30 protein-coding genes and 2 pseudogenes are annotated in these 26,634 nt (G+C 65.8%); 20 read left to right on the top strand and 12 right to left on the bottom strand.

Annotation, left to right across the window (positions count from 1 at the left end; all coding sequences use genetic code 11):
- Together ACO2RV_RS09150 and ybaK are read left to right on the top strand one after the other, a co-directional pair.
- Positions 1-123: pseudogene (locus ACO2RV_RS09150) on the top strand (electron transfer flavoprotein subunit alpha/FixB family protein); the annotation flags it as partial.
- Positions 124-196: 73 nt separating this feature from the next.
- Complete coding sequence (ybaK, locus tag ACO2RV_RS09145) at positions 197-670, top strand: Cys-tRNA(Pro) deacylase (protein WP_423292049.1); 474 nt, start codon at positions 197-199, stop codon at positions 668-670.
- A 140-nt stretch (positions 671-810) separates the two neighbouring features.
- On the opposite strand, the gene ACO2RV_RS09140 is transcribed toward ybaK, so the two are convergent.
- From ACO2RV_RS09140 to ACO2RV_RS09125, 4 genes are read right to left on the bottom strand one after another with little or no spacing between them, the layout of a single operon-like run.
- The gene (locus ACO2RV_RS09140; protein WP_423292047.1) at positions 811-1,587 is read right to left on the bottom strand and encodes a MetQ/NlpA family ABC transporter substrate-binding protein; all 777 of its coding nucleotides are present in this window, start codon (positions 1,585-1,587) and stop codon (positions 811-813) included.
- Between the two features lie 26 nt (positions 1,588-1,613).
- Positions 1,614-2,279, bottom strand: coding sequence for a methionine ABC transporter permease (locus tag ACO2RV_RS09135; protein ID WP_423292077.1), 666 nt, complete (start codon positions 2,277-2,279; stop codon positions 1,614-1,616).
- 4 nt (positions 2,280-2,283) lie between these two features.
- Complete coding sequence (locus ACO2RV_RS09130; RefSeq protein ID WP_423292075.1) at positions 2,284-3,465, bottom strand: methionine ABC transporter ATP-binding protein; 1,182 nt, start codon at positions 3,463-3,465, stop codon at positions 2,284-2,286.
- 25 nt (positions 3,466-3,490) lie between these two features.
- A complete protein-coding gene (locus tag ACO2RV_RS09125; protein ID WP_423292045.1) occupies positions 3,491-3,709 on the bottom strand; it encodes a hypothetical protein in 219 nt (72 codons plus the stop codon).
- A 451-nt stretch (positions 3,710-4,160) separates the two neighbouring features.
- Here ACO2RV_RS09125 and ACO2RV_RS09120 point away from each other — a divergent pair, with 451 nt between their 5' ends.
- Entirely contained in the window at positions 4,161-4,961 is an 801-nt protein-coding gene (locus tag ACO2RV_RS09120) for a MetQ/NlpA family ABC transporter substrate-binding protein (protein ID WP_423292043.1), read from the top strand.
- 118 nt (positions 4,962-5,079) lie between these two features.
- Here ACO2RV_RS09120 and ACO2RV_RS09115 read toward each other — a convergent pair whose 3' ends face one another.
- Positions 5,080-5,826, bottom strand: coding sequence for a carbonic anhydrase (locus ACO2RV_RS09115; RefSeq protein ID WP_423292041.1), 747 nt, complete (start codon positions 5,824-5,826; stop codon positions 5,080-5,082).
- 192 nt (positions 5,827-6,018) lie between these two features.
- On the opposite strand from ACO2RV_RS09115, the gene ACO2RV_RS09110 reads away from it, so the two are divergent.
- The 9 genes and pseudogenes from ACO2RV_RS09110 to ACO2RV_RS09070 all read left to right on the top strand — a co-directional run.
- On the top strand, positions 6,019-6,921 hold the full coding sequence (locus ACO2RV_RS09110) for a hypothetical protein (RefSeq protein WP_423292039.1): 903 nt from the start codon (positions 6,019-6,021) through the stop codon (positions 6,919-6,921).
- A 275-nt stretch (positions 6,922-7,196) separates the two neighbouring features.
- Entirely contained in the window at positions 7,197-7,601 is a 405-nt protein-coding gene (locus tag ACO2RV_RS09105; protein WP_423292037.1) for a c-type cytochrome, read from the top strand.
- A 35-nt stretch (positions 7,602-7,636) separates the two neighbouring features.
- Complete coding sequence (locus ACO2RV_RS09100; RefSeq protein WP_423292035.1) at positions 7,637-8,593, top strand: quinoprotein relay system zinc metallohydrolase 2; 957 nt, start codon at positions 7,637-7,639, stop codon at positions 8,591-8,593.
- 378 nt (positions 8,594-8,971) lie between these two features.
- Positions 8,972-10,777 carry a lanthanide-dependent methanol dehydrogenase XoxF5 gene (gene xoxF5, locus ACO2RV_RS09095; RefSeq protein ID WP_423292033.1) on the top strand — a complete coding sequence of 602 codons (1,806 nt, stop codon included), beginning with the start codon at positions 8,972-8,974 and terminating at the stop codon, positions 10,775-10,777.
- A 213-nt stretch (positions 10,778-10,990) separates the two neighbouring features.
- Positions 10,991-11,587 carry a c-type cytochrome, methanol metabolism-related gene (locus ACO2RV_RS09090; RefSeq protein ID WP_423292031.1) on the top strand — a complete coding sequence of 199 codons (597 nt, stop codon included), beginning with the start codon at positions 10,991-10,993 and terminating at the stop codon, positions 11,585-11,587.
- A complete protein-coding gene (locus ACO2RV_RS09085; protein ID WP_423292029.1) occupies positions 11,556-12,452 on the top strand; it encodes a substrate-binding domain-containing protein in 897 nt (298 codons plus the stop codon). The genes ACO2RV_RS09090 and ACO2RV_RS09085 overlap by 32 nt, the downstream gene beginning before the upstream one ends.
- A 78-nt stretch (positions 12,453-12,530) precedes the next feature.
- On the top strand, positions 12,531-13,067 hold the full coding sequence (locus ACO2RV_RS09080) for a PQQ-dependent catabolism-associated CXXCW motif protein (protein WP_423292073.1): 537 nt from the start codon (positions 12,531-12,533) through the stop codon (positions 13,065-13,067).
- Positions 13,068-13,205: 138 nt separating this feature from the next.
- On the top strand, positions 13,206-13,484 hold the full coding sequence (locus tag ACO2RV_RS09075) for a hypothetical protein (RefSeq protein ID WP_423292027.1): 279 nt from the start codon (positions 13,206-13,208) through the stop codon (positions 13,482-13,484).
- Between the two features lie 39 nt (positions 13,485-13,523).
- A pseudogene (locus tag ACO2RV_RS09070) lies at positions 13,524-13,793 on the top strand (HXXEE domain-containing protein); the annotation flags it as partial.
- A 3-nt stretch (positions 13,794-13,796) separates the two neighbouring features.
- Here the strand turns inward: ACO2RV_RS09070 and ACO2RV_RS09065 are convergent.
- The 6 genes from ACO2RV_RS09065 to ACO2RV_RS09040 form a co-directional block, all read right to left on the bottom strand.
- Positions 13,797-14,417 carry a hypothetical protein gene (locus tag ACO2RV_RS09065; protein ID WP_423292025.1) on the bottom strand — a complete coding sequence of 207 codons (621 nt, stop codon included), beginning with the start codon at positions 14,415-14,417 and terminating at the stop codon, positions 13,797-13,799.
- 53 nt (positions 14,418-14,470) lie between these two features.
- On the bottom strand, positions 14,471-15,259 hold the full coding sequence (locus ACO2RV_RS09060) for an ABC transporter permease (RefSeq protein ID WP_423292071.1): 789 nt from the start codon (positions 15,257-15,259) through the stop codon (positions 14,471-14,473).
- Positions 15,260-15,587: 328 nt separating this feature from the next.
- Positions 15,588-16,352 (bottom strand): ABC transporter ATP-binding protein, encoded by a 765-nt coding sequence (locus tag ACO2RV_RS09055; protein WP_423292023.1) that lies wholly within the window; start codon positions 16,350-16,352, stop codon positions 15,588-15,590.
- Positions 16,353-16,511: 159 nt separating this feature from the next.
- Positions 16,512-16,937, bottom strand: coding sequence for a copper-binding protein (locus ACO2RV_RS09050; protein WP_423292021.1), 426 nt, complete (start codon positions 16,935-16,937; stop codon positions 16,512-16,514).
- A 43-nt stretch (positions 16,938-16,980) separates the two neighbouring features.
- Positions 16,981-17,967, bottom strand: a complete 987-nt coding sequence (locus ACO2RV_RS09045) for a PQQ-dependent catabolism-associated beta-propeller protein (protein WP_423292019.1) — start codon at positions 17,965-17,967, stop codon at positions 16,981-16,983.
- Positions 17,968-18,008: 41 nt separating this feature from the next.
- A complete protein-coding gene (locus ACO2RV_RS09040) occupies positions 18,009-19,262 on the bottom strand; it encodes an ABC transporter substrate-binding protein (protein WP_423292017.1) in 1,254 nt (417 codons plus the stop codon).
- Positions 19,263-19,519: 257 nt separating this feature from the next.
- On the opposite strand from ACO2RV_RS09040, the gene ACO2RV_RS09035 reads away from it, so the two are divergent.
- Genes ACO2RV_RS09035 through ACO2RV_RS09020 form a run of 4 tightly spaced genes read left to right on the top strand, consistent with a single transcriptional unit; the run spans position 19,520 to position 22,431 of the window.
- Complete coding sequence (locus ACO2RV_RS09035) at positions 19,520-20,041, top strand: DUF3280 domain-containing protein (protein WP_423292015.1); 522 nt, start codon at positions 19,520-19,522, stop codon at positions 20,039-20,041.
- Positions 20,038-21,021, top strand: a complete 984-nt coding sequence (locus ACO2RV_RS09030) for an ABC transporter substrate-binding protein (RefSeq protein WP_423292014.1) — start codon at positions 20,038-20,040, stop codon at positions 21,019-21,021. The genes ACO2RV_RS09035 and ACO2RV_RS09030 overlap by 4 nt, the downstream gene beginning before the upstream one ends.
- A gap of 7 nt (positions 21,022-21,028) precedes the next feature.
- A complete protein-coding gene (locus ACO2RV_RS09025; RefSeq protein ID WP_423292012.1) occupies positions 21,029-21,778 on the top strand; it encodes an ABC transporter permease in 750 nt (249 codons plus the stop codon).
- On the top strand, positions 21,775-22,431 hold the full coding sequence (locus ACO2RV_RS09020) for an ABC transporter ATP-binding protein (protein ID WP_423292010.1): 657 nt from the start codon (positions 21,775-21,777) through the stop codon (positions 22,429-22,431). The genes ACO2RV_RS09025 and ACO2RV_RS09020 overlap by 4 nt, the downstream gene beginning before the upstream one ends.
- Before the next feature lie 246 nt (positions 22,432-22,677).
- Here the strand turns inward: ACO2RV_RS09020 and fae are convergent, their stop codons facing one another.
- Positions 22,678-23,184, bottom strand: coding sequence for a formaldehyde-activating enzyme (gene fae, locus ACO2RV_RS09015; protein ID WP_423292008.1), 507 nt, complete (start codon positions 23,182-23,184; stop codon positions 22,678-22,680).
- 494 nt (positions 23,185-23,678) lie between these two features.
- Here fae and ACO2RV_RS09010 point away from each other — a divergent pair, with 494 nt between their 5' ends.
- The 4 genes from ACO2RV_RS09010 (at position 23,679) to pqqA (ending at position 26,578) form a co-directional block, all read left to right on the top strand.
- Positions 23,679-23,888 carry a hypothetical protein gene (locus tag ACO2RV_RS09010; RefSeq protein WP_423292006.1) on the top strand — a complete coding sequence of 70 codons (210 nt, stop codon included), beginning with the start codon at positions 23,679-23,681 and terminating at the stop codon, positions 23,886-23,888.
- 115 nt (positions 23,889-24,003) lie between these two features.
- The gene (locus ACO2RV_RS09005) at positions 24,004-25,626 is read left to right on the top strand and encodes a sensor histidine kinase (RefSeq protein WP_423292004.1); all 1,623 of its coding nucleotides are present in this window, start codon (positions 24,004-24,006) and stop codon (positions 25,624-25,626) included.
- Entirely contained in the window at positions 25,623-26,312 is a 690-nt protein-coding gene (locus ACO2RV_RS09000; RefSeq protein WP_423292002.1) for a response regulator transcription factor, read from the top strand. Before ACO2RV_RS09005 ends, ACO2RV_RS09000 begins: the two co-directional genes overlap by 4 nt.
- Positions 26,313-26,500: 188 nt before the next feature.
- Entirely contained in the window at positions 26,501-26,578 is a 78-nt protein-coding gene (gene pqqA / locus ACO2RV_RS08995) for a pyrroloquinoline quinone precursor peptide PqqA (RefSeq protein WP_144343266.1), read from the top strand.
- The last annotated feature ends 56 nt before the right edge of the window (positions 26,579-26,634 follow it).

Genomic DNA, 26,634 nt, shown 5'->3' with positions numbered 1-26,634 from the left:
ATCGTGGCGGTGAACAAGGACGAGGAAGCGCCGATCTTCGCCGTCGCCGATTTCGGCCTGGTCGGCGACCTCTTCGCCCTCGCCCCCGAGATCACCACCGAAATTCAGAAGCAAAAACCCTGACGGGCCTCTCCTTGCGTTCCGCCTCCTGCCTCTCTTAGGAAGGGGGGCGGCGGAACGAGGCGAGGGGAGCGAGATGTCGAAGGTCACGCGGGCGACAAAGGCGCTGTCGGATGCCGGCATCGCCTTCACCGTCCACACCTATGACTACGATCCCAATGCCGACCGCATCGGCCTGCAGGCCGCCGAGGCGATCGGCGAGAGCCCGGCGCGCGTGCTGAAGACGCTGATGGCGCTGGTGGACGGCAAGCCGGTCTGCGTCATCGTGCCGTCCGACCACGAAGTGTCGATGAAGAAGCTCGCCAGTGCCTTCGGCGGCAAGTCGGCACAGATGATGAAGCCCACTGAGGCCGAGCGCATCACCGGCTACAAGGTCGGCGGCATCAGTCCGTTCGGGCAGATGCGCAAGGTGCCGTCCGCCATCGAGGCGCAGGCGGTCGAGCACGACCTCGTCTACATCAATGGCGGCCAGCGCGGCCTTCAGGTGCGGCTCAGCCCGCGCGAGGCGGCGGCGCTGCTGGGCGCGGCGGTCGCACCGCTGGTAGCGTGACATCCGAACTCCCTCTCCCCAGTGGGGGAGAGGGTTGGGGTGAGGGGGCTCGCCGCTCCGCAATCGCTAGAGCCCTCACCGGCCCGCTGCGCGGTCCACCTCTCCCCGGTGGGGAGGGGGAAGGCTTCAGGGAACCCTCTTCACCACGACGGCAGCACCGAGCCCTTGAACGTCTCCGCGATGAACGCCTTCACCTCCGGCGAGTGATAGGATTCCACCAGCGTCTTCACCCAGGGCTTGTTGGTGTCTCCGGCGCGCACGGCGATGAGGTTCACGTAAGGGCCCTTGGCGTTCTCACGCAGGATCGGGTCCTTCACCGGATCGAGACCGGCGGAGACGGCGTAATTGGTGTTGATCGCCGCCGCGTCGACATCGTCCAGCGCGCGCGGCGTCTGTGCGGCTTCCAGCTCAATGAATTTGAGTTTCTTCGGGTTCTCGACGATGTCGAGCGGGGTGGGTTTGAAGCCCACGCCCTCCTTCAGCTTGATCACCCCCTTGTCCTGCAGCAGCAGCGACCGCCCGCCATTGGTCGGGTCGTTCTGGATGGCGATGGTGGCGCCGTTCGGCAGCTGATCCCAGCTCTTCCACTTCTTCGAATAGACGCCGAGCGGGAAGTTCACGGTGAGCGCGACCGGCTCGATCCTGTAGCCGCGATCCTTCTTCTGGTTGTCGAGATAAGGCAGGTTCTGGAACGAATTCGCCTCGATCTCGCCGGCGTCGAGCGCCTGGTTCGGCACCACGTAATCGGAGAATTCGAGGATCTTGATATCGAGACCCTTGGCGGCGGCGACAGGCTTCACCGCCTCCAGGATCTGCGCATGCGGACCGGGCGTGGCCGCGATGCGAATGGTTTCGGCCGAGGCCGCGCCGGTCGCTGCGAGCAGTGCGAGGGCGCCAAGGAGAGTGCGGCTGAACATCGGAAATCTCCGGAGCTTCAGGGAAATCAGTGGCGGCGCAGGCGGCGGTTCACCCGCCGCGCCAGCGTTTCGCCCAGGGACTGGACGGCTTGAACGAGGACGATGAGGACGATGACGACGAGCAGCATCACCTCGGGCATGAAGCGCTGGTAACCGTAGCGGATGCCGAGATCGCCCAGCCCGCCGCCGCCGACCGCGCCGACCATGGCGGAGTTGGACAGCAGGCTGACGATGGCCAGCGTGACGCCGAGCACGAGGCCGGGCAGCGCTTCGGGGATCAGCACCTTGCGCACGATCTGCAACGGCGTCGCGCCCATGGCGAGCGAGGCTTCCACCAGCCCCTGGTCGACCTCGCGTATCGCGCCTTCGACGATGCGGGCGATGAAGGGCGTGGCGGCGAGCGACAGGGGCACGATGGCCGCCGTGGTGCCGATGGAGGTGCCGGCGATGAGGCGGGTGAAGGGGATGATGGCGACGACGAGGATGATGAACGGCGTCGAGCGCGTGGCATTCACCACCACGCCGAGCACACGGTTCACCGTCACCGCCTCGAACAGCTCCCCCTTGCCGCTGGTGGCGAGGAAAATGCCGAGCGGCAGGCCGGCGAGCGTGCCGATCAGCGCCGCCACGGCGACCATGTAGAGCGTTTCGAGCGTCGAATCGACGATCAGGTTCAGGATCGCGGGGGAGATGAGATCAGACAACATGGCCGACGACCTCCACGGTGACATCCTCTGTGGCGAGGGCAGCGGAGACGCCGCCGCTGCGCCACGCGCCGGTCGGCACGCCGACATAGAGCAGCGCGAAGGGGTGGGCGCCGATGCTGTCGATCTGGCCGCCCAGCAGCACGACGTCGATGCCGAGTTCGCGCCCCAGCCGGGTGACGACGGGCTGGTTCGCCGCCACGCCGGTGAGCGTGAGGCGCAGCACCGTCTGGCTGGCGCCGGCGGGGTCCTCGCGCAGGCGGCCGGCGAGCGAAGCGGGTACCTCGCGGCCGGGCAGGCTGCCGATGAAGGACTTCGCCGTCGCCGTGCGCGGATGGGCGAACACCTCGTGCACCGGGCCTTCCTCGATGATGCTGCCGGCCTCGATGACGCCGACGCGGTGACAGATCTCCTTGATCACTCCCATTTCGTGGGTGATCAGCATGATGGTGACGCCGAGCTGGGCGTTCACCTGCGCCAGCAGATCGAGGATGGAGCGGGTGGTCTCGGGATCGAGCGCGCTGGTCGCCTCGTCCGAGAGCAGCACTTTCGGATCGGTCGCCAGCGCCCGCGCGATGCCGACGCGCTGTTTCTGCCCGCCGGACAGTTCGATGGGATAGCGGTCCTTCTTGTCGGACAGGCCGACGAGATCGAGCAGGCCCAGCACCTTCTCGCGCAGCGCGGCGCGCGGCACGCCGATCAGCTCCAGCGGCAGCGCCACATTGGCGAAGGCGGTGCGCGAGGAGAGCAGGTTGAAGTGCTGGAAGATCATGCCGATCTTGCGCCGCTCCGCGCGCAGCGCAGCGTCGTCGAGCTGGTTGATGGTGATCCCGTCGACGATCACCCGGCCCTCGGTCGGCGGCTCCAGCCCGTTGATGGTGCGGATGAGCGTGGACTTGCCCGCGCCCGAACGGCCGATGATGCCGTAGATTTCGCCGCCCGGAATGCTGAGCGAGATCGATTTCAGCGCCGCGACCGCCGCATCGCTGCCGCGCGACGGGAAGGTCTTCGAGACGCTGTCGAGCACGATGGACGCGCCACCGCTGCCCGCCGCGCGATAGGATGCCGCGTCCCCTGCCGGAGCGTGGGCTCCGGTCGGGAACGCGCCGCCGGTTGAGGCCTGGCGGAGGAGGGGCGTGGAGACGCCCGAGGTGAGAATGTCCTGAAGCATGATGTCCAGCGTCGATGAGGCGAGGGGATCAGGCGGCGCGCCGCAGGGCCGGCGCACCGGCGCGCCCGGCGAGGCGATGGCGCTCGCGGTCGAGCTGGGCCCGCACCGTGCCGGGCGTCAACCGGTCGCGCCGCAGGATCAGGCCGACCAGCGGATCGGCGAAGATCTCGTCCAGCGTCGGCTCATTGGTGAATATCTCGTCGGAAAAGCGCGGCGCCTCAGCGCCCGCGAACAACACGGAGCTCATCTTGATGGTCCCAAATAGCCGGTACTCGCGCGAGAGCGCGGCCGGCAGTCTCAGCGATAAGGCGGAGAGATACGGCTCAGGGCCGTTTGGGGCATCGACAACACATGGTCATGGCTCAGCTCCTAAAGCTCATTGCCCGACCACGACGTCGCTCGTGGCGCTTTAGCATTGATGACGCGGTGCAAGCTGCCGGGTGTCAAATTCCGCGATCGGGGCGATGGGTACCGTCCGATAAGACTGACATTTATCAGCGGGACGTTAATTGTCAAGTGGGCTGGTAGATTATTCGCGGTCGGGTGCCCCCTAAGGGTGCTGCATGAAATGTGCGCAAGTTGCATAACAAATATGCATATCTAGTATTCCATAAATTCACTAGATTAATTTGTCGCCGCCCTCTGATGTAGGGCGACCGGCGCCGTGCGGCGCTTCGCAAATTCCGAGGAGAGACCCAATGTCCGTTCCCGCCCGCTGGCTCGGTGCCGCCCTTGGCGCGCTGATCGCCGCCGCCGCCGTGCTTCCTGCCCATGCCGCCGACAAGGTGAAGGTCGGCGTCATCGGCGGCGACGAGGAGGAGATCGCCGAGGTGGCGAAGAAGGTCGCCGCGAAGGACGGCCTCGACATCCAGATCGTCACCTTCTCCGATTACACGCTCCCGAACGAGGCGCTCTCGCGCGGCGACCTCGATGCCAATGCTTTCCAGCACAAGCCTTATCTCGACAGGCAGATCGCCGCCCGCGGCTACAAGATCGCCCCCGCCGGCTTCACCATCGTCGAGCCGATCGGCTTCTACTCGGTGAAGCTGAAAAATTTCAAGGATCTGCCCGAAGGCGCGCAGATCGGCATCCCGAACGATCCGTCCAATGGCGGCCGCGCGCTGAACCTGCTCGCGGCCAACGGCCTTATCACGCTGGCACCGGGCCGGGGCCTGCTGCCGACGGTGCTCGACGTGAAGGACAATCCGAAGAAGGTGAAATTCCACGAACTCGATGCCGCGCTGCTGCCCAAGCAGCTTCCCGACCTCGACGGTGCGGTGATCAATACCAACTACGCGCTCAACGCCAAGCTCGACCCGCGTAAGGACGCGCTGGCGCAGGAGAGCCGGACCAACAACCCCTACGGCAACTTCATCGCGGTGCGCGCCGGCGAAGAGACGAAGCCCGCCATCGTCAAGCTGGTGAAGGCCTATCAGTCCGATGAGGTGAAAGCCTTCCTCGACACCCGGTTCAAGGGCGCGATCCTGCCGGCGTGGTGAACCCCGGCAGTTATCGCCACCAAGCCTCCCGGTGGCCTCGGCTCCCGGGAGGTTTTTTGCGCACGGCGAACCTCGGGCTGCGGCGTGCAGAAGGGCCGCGCCGGGTGGTAACCGACTGTCAGACCAGCGCGACCTTGCCGGTCGCCAGATCATAGACGCCGCCGACGACCTTGAGTTTGCCGCTGGCGATGAACTCGGTGATGATCGGCGTGGATTTCTTGAGCTTGTCCACGTTGAACCGGACATTCTCGGTGATCGCCGTCGGCAGCGGGTTGTCCGGCTTCTCCTTGAGGGCGATCTCGGCCGCCGGCTTGATGTTGCTGATGAGTTCCGGGAGGTGGCCCGGCAGCGTGATGCCGTCCTTCACCACCTTGATGGCGGCATCGACGGCGCCGCAATTGGAGTGCCCCAGCACCACGATCAGCGGGACGCCGAGAAACTTGACGCCATATTCGAGGCTGGCAAGACCGTCCTGGTTGACGAAATTGCCGGCGACGCGGACGACGAACAACTCGCCCAACCCCTGATCGAAGGCAAGTTCGGGGGCGACGCGCGAATCCGCACAGCTCACCAAACCCGCGAACGGATATTGTGCCTGGGTGCGCGCCGCTCGGCCGGCAGAGAAATCCTGCACGCGGGGAGCGTTGGCGACATAGCGCGCATTGCCTTCGACCAGACGTTTCAGCGCCTCGTCGGGGCTGATGGCGTTGGGGGCGGGCATCGTCGAATCGGTCTGCGCGAATGCCGGCAGAGCGAAGCCGCCGAGAAATGCCATGGAAGCTGCGGCCCCGGCTCCTGCACTCAGGAAGCCACGGCGGGAAGGGGAGAGCTTGTGGTCGTCACATAGTCTGTTGGCGTCACACATGGCGTCCTCTCGCAATGCGCCGCAACCTCAACGGGTTCGGCGGGTTAAGGGAGGAGGAGCCGGGACATCCGCAACGAACCGCCGCCGGAGGCTCGACGCATCCCACGGTTGGTTCCCCAGCCCTTCCATATATGTAGTTCTACGAGGGAAGATTCGTTTCCGCAGCCCAAACTTTGCAGGTTTCGAACGCCCGTGCCGAGACGCAACCCGGAAACGCGTGACGCCGGTCCCACGGAGCGGGGCGCCGAGGTGCTGCCGGAGGCTTTCGTGCAGGCGGCGGGGCAGCTTCTGGCGCATGAACATTTCCGTCCCGCGCTGGCCCGCTACTGCCGGGACATGGCGCGGTCGCCGTCCGCCAACTGGCCGATCCTGAAGATGTTCGACCAGCTCGGGCGCTACGTCGTCTGTTACATGCTGATCCACAATTACTACGCCTGGCGGGACGCGGGCGGGGCGGCGCCCACGCTGTCGGCGTTGCAGGCACTTGTCGGCTCCAGTCCCCGCCACACCGCGGGGCTCGTTTCCGCGCTCAAGCTCGGCGGCTTCGTCGAGATCGAGAGCGATCCGGCGGATCGGCGGATCAAGCGGCTCCGGCCGGCCGCCGCGACGATCGCCGAGATCGGGCGATCACTGCTTCTCTTCGTGCGGGCGCTGGACGAAATCGAGGGCCGTCGGGACCGCGCCGTCCGGCTGGCGGCGCCGGATCGGCTCGGGTCGCTCATCCATCGGTCAGCGGCCCATGTGCTGGCCAACGGCACGCTCCTGCATGCCTTTCCCGGCGTGCTGCACTTCACCCGGCGCGATTGCGGCTATCCCCTGCTCACCGCGATCATGGCGGCTCACTATGCCCGGGATCTTGATGGCGAACCGGCCGAGCCGCTCTCCCGACGCGCCCTTGCGCAACGGTTTGGTGTCTCGCCGGCGCATATCGGCAATCTCTTCGCGGATGCGGAGGCGAATGGCTGGTTTGAGATCGACGGGGACGGGCGCGTGCGTCCGGCGTCGGCGTTTCGGTCCGAGTTCGAGCGCTGGGCGGCATGGCAGATGGTCCATGTCGGTACATTGTGCGCGGAAGCACGGATCGCCGCCGACTGACGAGGCCGCCCGACAATGGCAGCTCGCCCCGATCGGGTCGTCGCATGTGAAGGACATGTTCCATCGGAAAGCGCTGGCGCAACGGCGGAAGATGGCGTTCGGGCCCTGGCAATTCCACGTGTGTCGCCCGCGACGAAATGCAGCCGCGAATTCCGATATCGGGGACTGGACCTTTCTGCGCCTAGGATCATTCTAATTGCGGCGCTATGGTTTGCGCTGTAATTCAAGCGCCGCGCGTGACGGCGTGCTGAACTGAAACTGCCTGGAAGGACGCCATGAATCGCTTCGTTATTTCTGCCGCCCTGCTCGTGCTGGGCACTGCCGCTGCCTCGGCCCAGAGCCCGGCCGGCGATCCCGCCAAGGGCGCCAACGTCTTCAAGAAGTGCATGGCCTGCCACGCCATCGGCGAGGGCGCGAAGAACAAGGTCGGCCCCGAACTGAACGGCATCATCGGCCGCAAGATGGGCGCGGTCGAGGGCTTCAACTATTCCGACACGCTGAAAGAGCACAACGCCAAGGGCGACGTGTGGACCGCGGAGATTCTCAGCAAGTATCTCGAGAATCCGAAGGCCTTCATGCCCGGCGTCAAGATGGTGTTTGCCGGCCTGCCCAAGGAAACCGACCGCGCCGACCTTGAGGCTTATCTCGGAAGCTTCAACGCGGACGGCACCAAGAAGTAGCCTGCCGCTGCGGCGGCGGGTGGGGAGACCTCCTCATGGGCGCCGGTTTCCAGCTTGATCGACGAAGCCTTCTCGCGCTCGGCGCCACTGCGGCGTCGGGCGTTCTGGGCTGTGTCCCGCCGGTGTCGGCGGCAGACGAAGCGCTGCAGCTCGACGAGGTCGCGCCAGGCGTCCATGTCTTCCGCGCGCCCTACGAGTTGGTGGCGCCAGCCAACCAGGGCGCCATCGCCAACATGACGCTCATCGTCGGGCGCGAGGCGGTGGCGGTGGTGGACACCGGCAACAGCCGGTTGGCGGGCGCGCATATGCTGGCGGCGGTCCGCAAGGTGACGGATCGGCCGATCCGCTATGTCATCAATACCCACATGCATCCCGACCACACGCTGGGGAATGCGGCCTTCGAGGCCGCCGGGACGCGCTTTGTCGCGCATCACAAGATGCCGCGCGCTCTTTCGGTGCGGTCGGAGACCTATCTCGACCAGGCGAATCGGCTGTTGGGCCCGCTCGCGGAAGGCACGCGCATCGTGCTCCCGGACCTGCTCGTCCAGGACCGCATGGAACTGGACCTCGGCGACCGGAAACTGCTGCTCGAGGCGCATCCCACGGCGCATACGGACAACGACCTCACCGTTCGCGACGCGACGACGGGCACCTGGGTCCTGGGCGATCTGCTGTTTGTCGGCCATGTCCCGACGCTCGACGGAAACCTGCGCGGATGGCTCGCCCTGCTCGATCGGCTGGCGGCGGAGCCGGCGCCGCGCGTCGTTCCCGGCCATGGCCCGGCGAGCGTCGCATGGCCCGAATCAAGCCGTGCCGAGCGTGGCTATCTCGCAAGGCTCGCCGAGGACGTGCGGGCGCTTATCGCCCGTGGCGGTTCGATGGCGGAGGCTCCCGAGGTCGCCGCACAGGACCAGCGCGAGCGATGGGCGCTGTTCGCCGAGTTCAATCCGCGCAACGCCATCGCCGCCTATCATGAGCTTGAGTGGGAGTGATTGCTGCACCGCCGCAGAAAGCGAGCTGGCGCGATACAGTGGAATTCAAGAATTTCAGAGTTCAGCTGCTCTGGTATACGATATACCCTTTCGCACTTGCAGCAAAATCATAATAAGAGCCATGTTTCATAAGAGTTCTTATTGCGCGCCAAGGTAATTCGGATTAGCCTCCTTCATGTCTTCGGCTTCAACGGCTTTCGAGGGATACCTCGATCCGGTTCGTAGGCCAGCTTGGGGCAGGGGCCCCCGTGAAGTCCGGCTGCATCTCCCCCAGCCGGTCGTGACACGCTGCCGAAGATGGAAGTTCAGAACGGCAACAAGCCGCGACGGGCTGCCCGTGAGGGTTGGTCCCGGAGGATCGTTCAGGAGGAGAAAAGCATGCGCAAGGTTCTTGCGGCAGCATTGATTACTGCTGCGGCGGCCTATGCTTGGCCCGCAGTGGCCAATGACGGGCTCACCAAGATTATCAAAGACCCCAAGCAGTGGGGCATCCAGACCGGGGACTACGCCAACACCCGGTATTCCAAGCTCGACCAGGTCAATGCCGGCAATGTGGGCAAGCTCCAGGTCGCCTGGACTTTCTCGACCGGTGTTCTTCGTGGTCATGAGGGCGGCCCCCTCATCATCGGCGACGTGATGTACGTCCACACGCCGTTCCCGAACATCGTCTATGCGCTCGATCTGAACGATGACGGCAAGATCATCTGGAAGTACGAGCCCAAGCAGGACCCGAACGTCATCCCGGTGATGTGCTGCGATACCGTCAACCGCGGTCTCGCCTATTCCGACGGCACGATCTTCCTGCATCAGGCCGACACCACCCTCGTCGCGCTCGACGCCAAGACTGGCCAGAAGAAGTGGTCGGTGGTCAACGGCGACCCGAAGAAGGGCGAGACCAACACCGCCACCGTTCTGCCGGTGAAGGACAAGGTCATCGTCGGTATTTCGGGCGGCGAGTTCGGCGTGCGCTGCCATGTCACCGCCTACGACACCAAGACCGGCAAGCAGGTCTGGCGCGGCTATTCGATGGGCCCGGACAGCGATCTGCTGGTCGACCCGGAGAAGACCACGGCGCTTGGCAAGCCGGTCGGCAAGGACTCGTCGCTGAAGACCTGGGAAGGCGATCAGTGGAAGATCGGCGGCGGTTGTACCTGGGGCTGGTACTCCTACGATCCGGAGACCAACCTGGTCTATTACGGCTCGGGCAACCCCTCGACCTGGAACCCGGCCCAGCGCCCCGGCGACAACAAGTGGTCCATGACCATCTGGGCGCGTGACGCCGACACCGGCGTTGCCAAGTGGGTCTACCAGATGACCCCCCACGACGAGTGGGACTTCGACGGCGTGAACGAGATGATCCTCACGGATCAGCAGTTCAACGGCGCGCCGCGCAAGCTGCTGACCCACTTCGACCGCAACGGCTTCGGCTACACGCTTGACCGCGTGTCGGGCGAGCTGCTGGTTGCCGAGAAGTTCGATCCGGCGGTGAACTGGGCCACCAAGGTCGACATGGACAAGAACAGCCCGACCTTCGGTCGTCCGCTGGTCGTGGCCAAGTACTCGACCCAGGCGCAGGGCGAGGACGTGAACACCAAGGGCATCTGCCCGGCGGCGCTCGGCACCAAGGACCAGCAGCCGGCGGCCTTCTCGCCCAAGACCAACCTGTTCTACGTCCCCACCAACCACGTCTGCATGGACTACGAGCCGTTCCGCGTCAGCTACACCGCGGGCCAGCCCTATGTCGGTGCGACCCTCTCGATGTTCCCCGCGCCGAACAGCCATGGCGGCATGGGCAACTTCATCGCCTGGGACAACACCAAGGGTAAGATCGTCTGGTCGCTGCCCGAGCCGTTCTCGGTGTGGTCGGGTGCTCTCGCCACCGCCGGCGACGTGGTCTTCTACGGCACGCTGGAAGGCTACCTGAAGGCTGTCGACGCCAAGACGGGCAAGGAACTCTACAAGTTCAAGACCCCGTCGGGCATCATCGGCAACGTCACCACCTATGAGCACAAGGGCAAGCAGTACATCGCCATCCTGTCGGGTGTCGGTGGCTGGGCAGGCATCGGCCTCGCGGCCGGCCTGACCGACCCGAACGCCGGTCTCGGCGCGGTGGGTGGCTATGCGGCGCTCTCCAGCTACACCAATCTCGGTGGTCAGCTCACGGTGTTCGCGCTGCCGAACTGAGGCCATGACTGAGGGACGGACCCAAAGCTAAGGTTCCATCCTTTCTGAACGATACGAGGGGGCCTGGCCGCCGGTAAATCCGGTGCGCCGGGCCCCACCGTCTCAGGCCTCCGAGCCTTATGAGAATCTTAGAACAATCCCGAACCTCGCCGCCGCCACGTGCGCAGCGACCGGACGACGGCCCTCCGGGGGGCGCCTTCAGGAGACTGATACATGACGAATTTCTCTCGCGGATGGCTTGTTTCCGGCGCGCTGCCGGCATCCGCTCGCCGCTCGGCCTTCGCCCTCTCGGCTCTCATGGCGGTCACGATTGCCGCGCCAACCCTCGTGCATGCGCAGGATGCGACGGCGCCTGCGGCGGCGACCGAGGCCAAGGAAAAGGACGATCTCGGCAAGTACACGCTGCCCGACGGCGACCCGATCTACAACATCCAGGCCGATGGTACGCTCGATTGGTACACCTATAGCGGCTACCGCCGCTATCACGCCGAATGCCATGTCTGCCACGGCCCGGACGGCATGGGCTCCAGCTACGCGCCCGCGCTCGCCAACTCGCTCAAGACCATGACCTATGCGCAGTTCATGGAGATCGTCGTCAACGGCAAGCAGAACATCGGTGTCGGCACGGCCGACCAGGTGATGCCCGCCTTCGGCGAGAACAAGAACGTCATGTGCTACCTCGACGACATTTACGTCTATCTCAAGGCCCGCGCCGATGGCGCTCTCAGCCGCGAGCGGCCGAGCAAGCGCGAGGACAAGACGAAGGCGTACACCGCAAATGAAAATCAGTGCTTTGGACGGCCGAGCTGACGCGTTGCGTCGGCACTTCCGGCATCGGCAATTCCGGCATCGGACGGTGCGAGCCCTGGGGCTCGCGCTCGCTGGCCTTTGCCTCGCGCTTCCGGCGCGTGCCCAGGTCTCGGACCTCGTCGATCGCTCGACGCTGAGGGTATGTGCGGACCCCGCCAACATGCCCTTCACCAATGAGCAGGAAGAGGGGTTCGAGAACAAGATCGCCGCGCTGCTGGCAACGAAGCTCGGACTGACGCTGGACTACACCTGGTTTCCGCAGGCGACCGGCTTCTACCGCATGACGCTCGGCGCCAAGCGGTGCGACGTGGTGATGGGCTATGTCGCGGGCGGCGATCCCGTGCTCAACACCAACGCCTATTATCGCTCGGCCTGGGTGCTGATCACGCCCAAGGGTGGCGATCTGGCCGATGTCGATACGCTGGAGGATCCGCGTCTCAAGGGGCGGCGCATCGGGGTCGTCGCCGGCTCGCCGCCCGGCGACCTGCTGTCCCGGAACGGGCTGATGAGCATGGCGCGGCCTTATTCGTTGATGGTCGACCGCCGCTTCGAGAACCCGGCGGAAGCGATGATCACCGACATCAATGACGGCGAGATCGACGCCGGCATTCTGTGGGGCCCGATCGGCGGCTACTACGCGAAAGTCTCGGCCAAGCCGCTGTCGGTCATGCCGCTGGTGAAGGAGAAGGGCGATCCCTCGCTCGTCTACCGCATCACTTTCGGCATCCGTCCCGGCGAATTGAACTGGAAGCACCAGCTCAACGACTTCATCGAGAAGGAGCAGGGCGCGATCAACCGCATCCTGCTCGACTATGGCGTGCCGCTGCTTGATGCACATGATCGGCCGATCGAGCCGGCGCCCTAGCTGTCGCCGGCGTCAGCGAGCGAGGAGGAGATGAGCCTGGGTCCCGAACCGCCGCTGACCCGACTGGCCTGGCTCGGCATGGCGGGGCTCGCCCTGGTGCTGCTGGTGCTGTCGCCGGCCGTCGGCCAGCCGGCGCCGACCGTGCCGGAGCCGGACAGCTACCGCATGGACGCCTACCGCGCGCCGACACCGGCCACGCTCAAGGGCGCCACGGTGATCGACACCGCCGAGGCGGAGCGGCTGTGGCGCGCCAGGTCGGCGCTGTTCGTCGACGTGATGCCGCGCGATGTGAAGCCGGCGAACCTCCCGCCGGGCACGATCTGGCGCGACAAGAAGCGCGAGCATCTGCCGGGCAGCGCGTGGCTCCCCAATGTCGGCTATGGCGCGCTGAATGCCGAGACTGACGCCTATTTCCGTCGCGGGCTCGATGAGCTTTCGCAGGGCAGGCGGGACGCCGCCCTGGTGTTCTATTGCCAGACCGAATGCTGGATGTCCTGGAACGCCGCCAAGCGCGCGCTGGATTACGGCTACGCCAATGTCATCTGGTATCCCGGCGGCAGCGACGGCTGGGCGAAAGCCGGGCTGCCATTGGAAATCGCCACGCCGCGCGGGTGAGACGGTGTTCCATCGAGCGCGCTAGAGCATTTTCGAGCGAAGTGGAGTCCGGTTCGCGTGAAGAAAATGCGTCAGAACAACAATCTGGAGCGCTTTCGGTGAACGGAAGTTCATCGAAGGCGCTCTAGAATAAACGCCATGGCGATTCTCGCGCGCTTCAGGGATTGGCTTGCCGCATATTGGGTGGTCGCTGCCGGCTTCATGGCCGCGGCGCTCGTGGTGCTCGTGCCGGTGCTGTGGGCGCCGCTCGCTTTGCCGGTGCTGCTGATCTTCCTGCACAGCCCCGCCTACATGCTGCACCAGGTGGAGGAACACACGGGAGACCACTTTCGCAGCTTCGCCAACCGGGTGGTGTTCGGCGGGCGCGAGGCACTCACCACGACAAGCGTGCTGGTGATCAACATTCCCGTGGTCTAGGGGCTCAACCTTGGCGCGCTCTATGCGGCGAGCCTTGCCGGGCCGGGATACGCGCTTGTCGCGCCTTATGCGCTGCTGGTGAACGCCATCACCCACGTCGCTGCGGCGGTGCGGCTGCGCCGCTATAATCCCGGACTGATCTCCGCGTTGCTGGTGTTCGTGCCGCTCAGCCTCGTCACGCTCTGGATCATCGGCGCCGACGCCGGCGCCACGCTCGGCCAGCACCTTGCGGGGCTGGCCGGCGCGCTCGTGCTGCACGCGCTCATCATCCTGTACGTGGTGTTCAGGTTGTGGCGGCTGCGGCGCTGAGGCCTACTCCATCGCCTCCTGGATGGTGCGGGCGAGCGAGAAGGCACGCTGTTCCAGGATCACCGGGCTCTCGCACACCGCCGTGACCGCCTGGGTGCGGGTGTCATAGATGCGGGTGTCCCAGAGCAACTGCTTCTCGAGCTCGGCGGCCTTGGCCTTCGCCTCCGCCGTATCGGCGGCTTTCTTCGCCTTGGCGAATTCGAGGCTCTCGTCCTTGATGCGCTTGGATAATTCGATCTGGTGCTGCGAATAGCGCTCGATGCCGTTGATGATGCGCGAGCGGCGGGCGTTGATCTGATCGAACACGCCGGCAAACAGCAGCGTGAGGCGCTCCTTCTTGTCCGCCCCCATGGTGCCGGCGATCTCGGTGATCTTCTGGCTGGCGTCCTCGATCGGCGTGCGCTGGGCGACGAGCACCGGCACCAGTTCGGCGATCTGGCGATCGTTCTGCCAGTTCAGATTGTCGATGGCAGGGCCCGACCACATCTGGCCAGCAGCAAGAACGGGAACCTTGCGCTGGATGCAGGGCCACAGGCCACCGGTGGGCGCGGCCGCAAAGGCTGGCGCGGCACCGGCCAGCAGCAAAATCGGCAGGGCGAGGTGTAGGCTGCGGAACGTGGGCATAGGCTGATCCTCCGGGCGTCTGTTCTTCTGGCCTCTTCGGGCCATGCGGCGATTTATTTGGCGTCTTCTGGCCCGCCGCGGCGGGCCATCACTCCGGCGGAGGGATCATAAGCCAGTATCGAGGCGGCGAGGAAGACGAAGGCGCAAATGGCAACAATGAGGGCGGCGAGCGGCTCGAACTGGCCATAGAGCGCGAAGCGGATGAGTTCGACCGCATAGGTGAAGGGGTTGAGCGTGCAGATCCACCACAGCACCAGGCTGCTTTCCTGCACGCGCCACAGCGGGTAGAGCGCGGAGGAGGCGAAGAACATCGGAAAGATCACGAAGTTCATCACGCTGGCGAAATTCTCCATTTGCCGGAACACCGAGGACATCAGCAGTCCCATCGCCCCGAGCATAAGGCCGCTGAGCAGCAGGGCGGGCAGCACCGTGAAATAGCCGACCGGCGGCAGTTCGACCTCCCAGAACCAGGCGATGGCGAGGAAGGTGTAGACCTGCAGCAGCGAGACGCAGATGCCGGCGGTGAGCTTCGAGACCAGAAGAAACCAGCGGGGATAAGGGCTTACCAGCAGGATGCGCATCGAGCCCACTTCCCGATCATAGACCATGGAGAGCGAGGATTGCAGCCCGTTGAACAGCTGGATCATCGCCACCAGCCCCGGCGTCACATAGACCTCGTAGAGCACATAGGTGTCATATGGGGGGATGATCGAGACGCCGAGCACGGAGCGGAAGCCGGCGGCGAAGATGAACAGCCACACCAGCGGGCGCACCAGCGCCGACAGGAAGCGCCCGCGCTGGTTGAGGAAGCGCAGCGCCTCGCGCCAGCAGATGCCCGCCATGCAGACGAGGTAGCCGGAAAGCGGCAGGCGGAAGCGGGGAGGGGATGGATTCACGCAAGCCTCTCCCTGAGGACTTCACCTCTCCTCGGGGGGGAGAAGTCGCCGCGCAGGGGCGGGTAAGGGGGAGCGCTGATGGACGCCTCCCAATGACAAGCTTGCTGCGGATGACACCCACTCTCTTCCTCTCCCCGTTGGGGAGAGGTGGCCCGCGAAGCGGGTCGGTGAGGGGAGACACGGCTGCGGAGCGTCGAAGACCCCTCACCCCAGCCCTCTCCCCGTCGGGGAGAGGGAGAAGGAATGATCGGCAGGACTGTGTACGAGGCTTGCCTCATCCCACGCCTCCCGTCTCCGTCAGCTTCAGGAAGGCGTCGGAGATGTCGGTCGTGCCCGTCTGTGCCAGAACCTCGTCATGGCCGCCCTCGGCGCGGATGCGGCCCTGATGCAGCACGACGATGCGGTCGTCCGGGGCGATCTCCTCGATGATGTGGGTCGCCCACAACACGCCGATGCCCTCGCCAGCGACCAGTTGGCGCACCTGCGCCACCAGTGCGGCGCGGGAGCCGATGTCGAGGCCAACCGTCGGCTCGTCGAGCAGAAGGAGTTGCGGGCGGTGCATCAGCGCACGGGCGATCTCCACCCGGCGCATCTGGCCGCCGGAGAGGTTGCGCACCTTGTCGCCGCCGCGATCGGCAAGCCCCGCCTGCTCCAGTACCTCCTGCGCCCGCCGCCGCCCGGCACGGAAGCCGATGCCATGCAGCGTCGCGTGATAGACGAGGTTCTGCACGACACTGAGTTCGAGATCGAGGGTGCGGGCCTGGAACACCACGCCGAGCCGGCTAAGCGCCGCCGCCGGCTCGCGGCGCACATCGCGGCCGAGCACCGCGATGCGGCCGGTACGGTTGTCGTAGAGCCGGGTGATCAGCGAGAACAGCGTGGTCTTGCCCGCCCCGTTCGGCCCGAGCAGCGCGGTGAAGCTGCCGGCAGGTACGGTGAGGCTGACATCGTCGAGCGCCTTGCGCGCGCCGAAGGCATGCGTGACATGGGTCACGGCGAGGGCCGGAATCTCTGGCGCCGGGTTCGGCAGGGCCGTCATCGTCCATCCGGAGGCCAGTCCACCTGAGTGGACCAGATTCAATGGGTTGGAGCCTATTCTTTTCGCAAAGGTCATTCAACGTCTGCGGAACAGGCTCAAGGAAGTCCCCGGCACCGGGCCGGGGACGAAGTGTTCACGAGGGGAAGAGGACAGCAAGGCTCACTTGACGATGAATTCGCCCTTCATGCCGCGCTCCTCCATGCCCTTGCAATACCAGGCGTAGGTGCCCGGCTTGACCGGCACGAAGAAGATTTCCGCCTCGCCCTCTTCCTCGAACTCCAGTTCGGTGAGGGCCATGGCCTTGATCTCGGCGTCGCCGGCTTCGACCTTGCGCAGGAATATGTTGGTGAACAGGCCCGGCGACTGGAAGGCGCATTCCTTCTTGCCGGTGGAGGAAATCTCCAGCTGGTAGGACTTGCCGGTTTCCAGCTCATAGGTCTTCTGCGACACGCCATAGCCGGCGTCGCCGAGACCGAGCTTGAGACCCGGCAGCTCGATCGGCTTGGTCGTCAGGTCGCCCTTGGCGTGGACGACGCCCGCGAGAGCGAGGGTGGCGACCGTGACGACAGCGATATGCATCTTCATGGGTAATCCTCCGAATATCGTTTATTTGAAAGGTTTGACGTGCTCACGGCACGACCACGACGCCCCAGGGCAGGCGGCCGACGCCGACGGATTTGGTGACCTTCTCATCCGCGACATCGATGACGGAGATGTCGTTCGAGTTGCCGTTGGTGGAAATCAGGAATTTCTCGTCCGGGGTGAAGCCGAGCTGCCAGACGCGCTGGCCGACGAGCAGATATTTCTCGACCTCGAGCGTCTTGGCGTCGATCACGGCGACGCGGTTGGCCGGGCCGAGCGCGACGAACGCCTTCGAGCCGTCCTTGGTGATGCGCACGCCGACCGGCTGGATGGCGTCGTTGTTCACGCCGGGGATCTTGAACGAGATCTTCTTGACGATCTTCCACGTCGCCGGATCGATCACCGCGACCGTGCCACCGACCTCGGACGAGACCCAGAGCTGCTTGCCGTCCTTGGAGAATTCGGCGTAGCGCGGGCGGGAATCGACGAGGATGTTCTCGATGATGTCGTTGGTCGCCGTGTCCACCACATGGGCCATGTTGGTGGTCTCGGAGGTGTTCACCATGTACTTGCCGTCGGGGCTGATGCCCATGCCCTCCGGCTCGACGCCGACCGGAATCTCGGCGACGAGGTCGTTGTTCTCGACATTCACCACGGTGACCTGGTTGTCGTCCTCATTGGCGATGTAGAGCGGGTTGCCTGTAGGGTGCAGGACGAACAGTTCCGGGTCCGGACCCGAGCGCAGCGTCTTCACCAGCTTCAGCGTCGCGGCGTCATAGACCTCGACGCGGTTGTCGTCGGAGGCGCAGACATAGATCAGCTTGCCGTCCGGGCTGGCGGTGATCCCGCGCGGGCGCCGGCCGGTCTTGATGGTGTCGGTCACCTTCAGCGTACTCATGTCGACCACGCTCACCGTGTGGTCGCGTTCGTTCGACACGAAGGCGCGCGGGCTGGCCTGCGCCGGCAGCGCGTCCACCAGCAGCACCCCGGCAAGGGCAGCGAGACTGACGGACAGCGTGGTCTGGCGTTTCATCGGTTCCTCCTTCTTATCGTTTTCCTGGCAAGTAATTGGCTTTATTGGAATTTGCAGGTCGTTTCCGGCCTGTCGAAACCCAGCGTGTCGAGCGGCGAGCTCTGGTGCAGGAAGCCCTGCTGCGGCGAGAGCGTCACCGTATTGGTGGCGTGGGTGAGCAGGATCGGCTGGCGCAGCTGGTGGTCCCAGTCGCGGAAGCTCGCGGCCACGCCCTTGAACACCGGCAGGTCGTAATCGGGCGAGAGCATCTGCGCGCGCACCTTGGCGGGGTCGCTGGAGCGCGTCTTCAGGCTGGCCGAACCGACGGCGAACACGCCTTCCCACATCTGGAAGTCGAGCGGCTGCATCAGCCGCTTGGCCTGCTTGAAGAACCGGCTCTGCAATTGCGAGGCGCCCCAGTTCTCCATGGTCGGGTGCCAGGAGAGCGGCATCAGCCCCTGCGTGCCGGCGGTCGGGCGCGCCAGCCAGGTGTTGTAGGGCAGGATGTCGCCGAACTCGCCGAGTTCGTCGGCGATGATCAATATGTCGTACTCGCCGACCTGCGTGCCGCGCGGCACTTCCGACTGCGCGGTGGCACGCGCGTCCGGGCCGTAGTCCCAGGTCTTCTCGGCGACGATCTTGCCGCCGAACTTGGTCGCCGAGCGGCGCACGGCATCGGCGTAAAGCTTGTCCGCGTCGGTGCGCCCGACCATCAGGAACCAGTTGCGCCAGCGCTTGGTGACGAGGAACTGCGCCAGCGCGTCGGTCAGCATCGCCCGGTTCGGGGCGATGTGGAACACGTTGGCGCGGCAGTCCTGCTGCCGCAGCCGGTCGTCCGGCGCGCCGACATTGATGAGGATGACGTCGGTGCCCTTCAGCGCGTCGGCGATGCGAAGGAGCTGGGCGGCCGGCACGTCGAGCAGGATGAAGCGGTTGCCGGCATCGACGAGCTTCTGCGCAGCGGCGAGCGGATCGCCGTCGGTCGGCACGATTTCGGTCGTCAGCTTGTAGTCGAGCTTGAGGAAGCGGCCGCTGGTGAGGTTGTCGCGGATACCGAGCTGGGCGCCGGCGATGCCGAGATCGTCCGGCGGCATCTGCAACGGCGCGATCCATGGCGGCTGCTCGGGCAGCTGCCGCACCACGCCGATATTGAAGGTCTGCTCGGGGCCGATCGCCGCGGCCGGCTTCGCCGCCAGAGGAGGGGATGTCAACGCCGGCGAGCCCGAAGCCGGCGCGGTGCTGTCCTGCGCGGCGGCGGGAAGGGCGCAGGCAAATAGAAGGAGCGCCGTGCCGGCGGCGCCCGCGAACGATTTCATTGGCGTTTCCATCCTGCGGCCCGGTTTTGTCGGAACTTTTCTCGAATGCCGTGCCAAAACTCTAAGCAAATAAAAATCGGGGATCAACAAAATAGAAAACATAAGAAACTAATAAGGAAATATAAATAGAGGCTTCTCAGAAGAATACACGATGTATTGAAGTCGGGAACTTTTTCCCGACCGGTTGCTAGAACCAAACGCGGCGATATGATCAGAGAAACGGCGACGCAAGACGTCACCGAGGGAGGTCGCCTGAGATGAGCATCCTTGCGCGTGCCAGCGCAATCATACTGGCCGGCTTCTGCCTGCTTGGTTCTGCTGAAGCGGCGACGCGGGTCGTGGTGTTCGAGTTCGAGCTGTTCGACACCAGCGGCGAGGCGAGCCCCCGCGGCCCGAAGCCGGAGGAGGCACGACGGCTGGCACTGATCACCGCCGACATGCGCGCGCGCCTCGCCCAGGCGGGCTACGAGGTGGTCGACACCACGCCGAAGCAGGCGGAAATCACCGAGGCCCAGCCGCTCCGCAACTGCAACAGCTGCGAACTGGAGATCGCGCGCGCACTCGGGGCGCAGATCGAGGTCATCGGTCTGGTGCAGAAGGTGTCGAACCTCATCCTCAACATCAACTTCCAGATGCGCGACACCGCGACGGGGAGGGTGTTGCGCGCCGGCAGCGTCGATATCCGCAACAACACGGATGAAGCCTGGCAGCGCGGCATCTCCTATCTCGTGCGCAACCGCCTGCTCGATCCTCCGCTGACCGGAAAGGCCGCGCCATGACCACACGTCGCACATTGCTGGGGATGGCGATGGCGGGCCTGCTCGCCCGCCCCGGCTTCGCCCAGTCCCCGCCCTTGCCGGGGCTGCGCATCGGCACGCTGAAATTCGGCACGCTGAACTGGCTGCTGGAAACCATCCGCGCGGAGGGGCTCGACAGGCGCGAGAACGTGGCGATCGAGAGCGTCGACTTTGCCGGCGGGCAGGCGACGACGGTGGCGCTGCAGGCCGGCGACATCGACCTCATCGTCAGCGACTGGCTCTGGGCGATGCGCCGGCGCAACGATGGCGAGCCACTGCGCTTCGCGCCGTTCTCCACCGCGCTCGGCGCGCTGATGGTGGCGGCGGACGGTCCGGTGAAGACACTCGCCGACCTGAAGGGCCGCAAGCTGGGCGTCGCCGGCGGCGCGCTCGACAAAAGCTGGCTGCTCCTGCGTGCCTATGGCCGCAAGGAAATCGGCGTCGATCTCGCCGATATCGCCGAGCCGGTCTATGGCGCGGCACCGCTGGTCAGCGAGCAGCTGAAGCTCGGGCGCGTCGATGCGGTGCTGACCTTCTGGCCCTATGCCGCCCGGCTTGATGCCGGGGGATTCAAGCGACTGCTCGACATGAAGCAGGTCGCGGTCGGGCTCGGCATCGATCCGGTGCCGCCGCTGGTCGGCTATGTCTGGCGCAACGCCATCATGACCGAGAAGGGCGCCTCCATCGCCGCCTTCCTGCGCGCGGCGGCGGCGGCGAACCGGGTGCTTGCTGCCTCCGATGCGGCCTGGGAGCGCATCCGCCCGCTGATGCAGGCGGCCGACGACGCGGAATTCGTCAAGCTGCGCGACTATTACCGCGCCGGCATCCCCGGCAGCTTCGGCGAGGCGGAACGCCAATCCTGCGCCACGCTGTTCCAGGTGCTGGCGGGGCTTGGCGGGGCCGAGCTGGTCGGTGCCAATCCGAATTTCGACCGGGCGCTGTTCGGTCCGGTCGGGGAGTGAGCGCGGCTTGTCCACCTTCTCGCGCCTGCTGACGACCGCGACTTCGCTGCTCGCGCTGGTCCTCGTCTGGTATGTCGCCGCGCGGCTGATCGCCTCGCCGCTGCTGCCGGGGCCGGGCGCGGTGCTGGAGGCGATGGGCCGGGCGGCGGAGGGCGGCGCGCTCCAGCGCAATATTGCCATCACGCTGGCGCGGGTGGCGGCGAGCTTTTTCATCGCCATGCTGGTCGGCTCGGCGGTGGGCATATTGCTCGGGCGCGCACCGCGGCTGAACGACCTGTTCGGCCCGTGGGTGGTGGTGCTGCTCAACCTGCCGGCGCTGGTGATCATCATCCTCTGCTATGTCTGGTTCGGCCTCACCGAGGCGGCGGCGATCACCGCGGTGTCGATCAACAAGATCCCCAATGTGGCGGTGACCATGCGCGAGGGCGCGGCGGCGCTGTCGCGCGACCTCGACGAGATGGCGCGGGTCTACCGCTTCGGGCGCTGGAAGACGCTGCGCCATGTCACCCTGCCGCAGCTGGTGCCGTTCTTCGCCGCCAGCGCCCGCTCGGGCCTCGCGCTGACCTGGAAGATCGTGCTGGTGGTCGAACTGCTCGGGCGCTCCAACGGCGTCGGCTTCGAATTGCAGACGGCGTTCCAGATGTTCGACGTCGCGCTGGTGCTGGCCTATGCGCTGGCCTTCACCGTGGTGGTGCAGGCGATCGAGATCGGCATCATGCAGCCCTGGGAGCGCTGGGCCGGCGGGTGGCGGCGATGAGCGCGATCACCGTCGAGATTTCGGACAAGACCTACCCCGCGCAGCCGGGCTCGCCGGCACGGGAGATTTTTCACGGCTTTCGCCTCGATGTGGCAGGGGGCGAGTTCCTGGCGCTGCTCGGCCCCTCGGGCCTCGGCAAGACGACGCTGCTGAACATCGTCGCCGGGCTCGACGCCGATTATCGCGGCAGCGTGCGCTTCGAGCCGCCCCAGCCTCGCATCGCCTACGCCTTCCAGAATCCGCGTCTGCTGCCCTGGCGCAGCGTGCTCGACAATGTCGCGCTGGTGCTGCCAGCGGGCGAAGCGGGCCGGGCGGCGGCGCTCAACATGCTGCGCGAGGTGGAACTTGGCGAGTACGCGGGTGCCTTTCCCGAGCGACTGTCGCTTGGCCAGCAGCGGCGGGTGGCGCTGGCCCGCGCCTTCGCCGTCGAGCCAGACATCTTGCTGATGGACGAGCCCTTCACCTCGCTGGACGAGGCGACCGCGAGCCGGCTCAGGGATCTGCTGCGGCGGCTGCTGGCGCGCCGGCCGGCAACGGTGATGTTCGTCACCCATGACAGCCGCGAGGCGGCGGAACTGGCGAGCCGCATCGTGCGGCTGGAGGGGACGCCGGTGCACGTCGCGAGCGATGAGCGCGGGGAGCCTCAGGCGTAGGCCGTCCGTCCGGGAGGACGTTTGCTGCGCGCATCCCACAATGAAAAAGCCCGGAGCACGAGGCTCCGGGCTTCGGGAAGTCGGCGTCTCGGTGATCGGGCGGCTTGCGCCGCCGTCTCCGTCGCGAAAGCGAGGGGCTAAGGGCCCTCACTTATCGAGAAATATCGCCGCCAACCGCTGGAGCAGGCCCTTCGGATACTGACGGGCCGCGGGCGGTGGTGTTGTCTGCCCAGGGTTGCTTCCGATCTAAGCGGCGAACGGATGCTTGGCGGCGCCGGCCTTCGCGAGCACTTCCTTGATCGAGGGCTCGCCGTCGACGGCGCGCTTGAGCGCCTGCTTGGTGGCCTCGTAGTTGAACTGCTGGATCTTGGCGTCGTCAGCGGCTTCCCAGTGGATGAACACGCCGACCGAGATGAACAGGTCGTCGGCTTCCGCCTCGGGGATCACGCCTTCGGCGACGCTGTCCACGACCGCCTTGGCGACCGCATACTGCGCAGGGCCGAACATCTGGACCGCCTGGCGGGCGTCCTTGATGGTGACCTTGTTGAACAGGATGGTGTTCGGCTTGGCGAGCAGGTTCGGGGTCACCACCGCGAGCAGCGAGGTGAAGCCGTCCTTGTTGTTCGTCAGCGCATTGAGGAACGCGCTTTCCGCCGCGGAGCCACGCGGTCCGATGATGAGATCGATATGCGCTACTTCGTTGCCGTCACCGACGAGCGACTCACCAATCAGTACCTTGTTGATCTTGGCCATCTAAATCCTCCCAGAACGGGGTTTCATGAAAAAGGAACGGGGCGTTCCTCTCTAATGTCCCGGCTATCTTTGTTGCAGCGTTTGGGGACACCAAACCGGTTGGCCCGATAGCGCGACCAGACACGTTACGGGCGAGAGACTAGGCTCGCTTCGCCTTTAACTGCAAGGGATTCTTCGCCATCGATCTGGCTTGCCAACGCTTTCGCGGCCGGCGCGCCAAAAGGCCGCTGCCTGTGGCGGGCGGATGCGGAAGAACGTGGCATGATGAACTGTTAGGCAGTTGGTGGTGGGGCTCGCCCTGATGCGCGGCGACCTCTAAGATATTGCAGCCGGAGGTTGACCGCCCATGCGGTCGCGCACAAGCTGGCACCAAATTTGCTGCGTTGCAGCATCTTCTTGGGGAAGGAGATCCAAGTCGGCTGGACCGACGTACAAGACCGGGACGAGGAGGCAACCGCGGGAGACGCTTTGGTCGCACGCCAAAGGGAGCATTCATGGAACTCATTCTCTCTATCTGCCTTGTTGCCAGCCCCGGCACCTGCCGGGAGGAGGCGCTGTCGGTCAGCGTCGAGAAGCTGCAGGTGCCCATGCAGTGCCTGATGACGGCCATGCCCACCATTGCGGAGTGGAGCGAGACCCACCCGAAATGGAAGGTGCTGAAATGGCGGTGTGCCTCTCCGGGCGTCGCCGGCCGGGACATTTAGCCGCCGCTTTTGCCTGAACTGTCCCGCCGCTCTGCTGCGTCGCAGCGTGCGCGCGGGTGCGGTCCATGGGATCATTCCCGCGGGGGCCTTCGGCCGCCGTTTTCGGGAAGACTGGATGGGGCGCGTTTCTTTCTCTTCGCTCAGGGCGCGCATGGCGCTTCTGCTGGCGGTCGCGGTGCTGGTCACGGCGGCGTCGGCGGTATTGATCGTCGTCGTGCTCGGCAAAGCCAATGGTGAGCTCGACCGGCTGGTGTCGGCGCAGAACCGGCTCGAACTTCTGTCGGGCATGTCCGGGCGCATCGGCGATTATGCGATGGTCGCCCTGCAGTCGGCCCAGCAGCCGGGCGAGCGCGCGCGCGCTGCGCTCAAGACCGCGCGCCAGGGCACGCTGGCCGGGTTCCACCTGTTCGAGAACACGCTCGGCATCGATGTCGAGCGCTCGCAGGACGAGGAACAGAGCACGCTGCTCGCCGCGCGCAGCCGCACCGTGGCGCGTCTTCGCGCGCAGTTCGAGGTGCTCGACCGGCAGGTCGAGGCGGCGCTGCTCCAGCCCGATCCCACCATGGCGATACGGGTGGCGCTCGACGTGTTCGCCGCCGGCTTCGGCGCGCCGCTCAGCCAGGCGATGGAGGAGGAGCGCGCCGCCGCGCGCGCCGCGCAGTCTGCAATGCACGATCTGCGGGAGCAGGCGATCCGCTGGGGGCTCGCCGGCGTGGCGATGGCCGCGCTGGTCGCCATACTTCTGTACCAGCTGCTCGGCCGCTCGCTGATCCGCCGGGTGACGGATGTCGCCCGCGCCGCCTCGGCCATCTCGCAGGGGCGTTCCGATACCCGCCTCACCGTCGAGGGGCATGATGAACTCAGCCTCGCCATGGCGCGCTTCAACCGCATGGCGGCGCATCTGGCGCGGCGCGAGGGGCGGCTCATCGCCGACCAGAGGCACCTCCAGGAGATCGTCGACGCCCGCACCGCCGAGCTGCGCGCCGCCAATACGCGGCTGGAGAGCGTCGATCTCGCCCGCCGGCGCTTCTTCACCGATGTCAGCCACGAGCTGCGCACGCCGCTGACCGTCATCCTCGGCGAGGCCGAGATCACCCTGCGCGGCGGACGGGCCAGCGAAGATGATTTGCGTGCCGCGCTGATGGTCATCCAGAACCGCGCCCGCAAGCTGCACCGGCGGGTGGAGGACCTGCTGCGCATCGCCCGCTCGGAAAGCGGCCAGATCGAGCTGGAGCGCTCGCTGTTCCTGGTTCCCGAGCTGCTCGACGAGGTGCGCGAGAGCATGCTGCCGGTCGCCCGCGCGGCAGGGCTCGCCATCGAGGTGGCCTGCGCCTCGCCCGACCTCGCGCTGGAGGCTGACCGCGACTGGCTGCGCCAGACCATCGACGGCCTGGTAGGCAACGCGGTCCGCCATTCCACGCCGAACACCGCGGTGCGGATCGAGGCGCAGCGCGAGGGGGCGGACGTCGTGCTGCGCGTGCGCGACCATGGTTCGGGCATTCCCGCCGACGATCTGCCGCATGTGTTCGAGCGCTTCTGGCGCGGCGCGGGCGGCTCGCGCGAGGGAACCGGCTTCGGCATCGGGCTGGCCCTTGCCAAATGGATCGTCGACCGGCATGGCGGTCGGATAGACATAACAAGCAGTACCGGGGAGGGGAGAGGCGAGGAGTCCGGCACCTGTGTGGCGCTGCGCTTTCCCGCCCCGATCCCGGACATCACCGTGGAGGCGGCGCAATGACGATTCTCATCGTGGAGGACGATCCCGACATCGGCTCCCTGCTCCGGCGCGGCTTCGCGTCCGAGAGCTACCAGGTCGAGCTGGTCGGGGATGGCGACGAGGCGCTGCGCGCCGCCAATGGCAAGGCGCTGGAAGCCATCATCCTCGATGTGATGCTGCCCGGCCGGTCCGGTATCGAGGTGTGCAAGGCGCTGCGGGCCGGCGGGCAGACGGCGCCGATCATCATGCTGTCAGCCCGCTCCAGCGTGAACGAGCGCACCGAGGGGCTGCTCGCCGGTGCCGACGACTACATCGTCAAGCCCTTCGCCTTCGAGGAATTGCTGGCGCGGGTGAAGGTGCAGGCCCTGCGCCGCAGCAACGGGGATGGCGAGCCGCGCGTGCTGGATGTCGGGCCGGTGTCGCTGGATCTCGACACGCGGCAGGCGCAGCTCTCCGGTACGCGCGTGCGCCTGACCGAGCGCGAGGTGGAACTGCTGGCGCTGCTGATGCGCCATGCCGGGGAGCCGCTGGCGCGCGCCGACATCTTCGCCGCGCTGTGGGCCGGTCATGGCGGGGCGTCGCTGAATGTTGTGGACGTCTATGTCGGCTATCTCCGCCACAAGCTCGCCGAGGCGACGCCGGAGGGCGGTCACCTCATCGTGACGGTGCGCGGGCGCGGCTTCATGTTCGAACCGGCGCCGGCGTGAAGGCTTGCTTCTGAAAAGGTCAAGCTTAGCGCTGGCATAATGTACGCCACCGAATATGTGATCATGCTTTGCTTGACGGGCGTAGAGATAAACTCCACATTACTGATGCGGGAAAAGTTCCGCATAATCAACGGCTTCTTATGAGCTTCTTATGAAGTAAATGGAAGCGGAAAATCGAGGAGGAAGTTATGGCCTGGACCACTCCGCGTATCGTCGAAGTCTGCGTCGGCATGGAAGTCAACGCCTATTATCCGGCTGACTTCTGAGCCGTGAGAAGTAGGCAGGAGCGGAAGCGGCGCTAGAAATGCTCAACTCCGCCTCC

This window comes from Ancylobacter sp. VNQ12 (genome assembly GCF_049445835.1).
Classification (GTDB): Bacteria; Pseudomonadota; Alphaproteobacteria; order Rhizobiales; family Xanthobacteraceae; genus Ancylobacter.
This window is presented reverse-complemented; position numbering and strand designations above follow the sequence as displayed.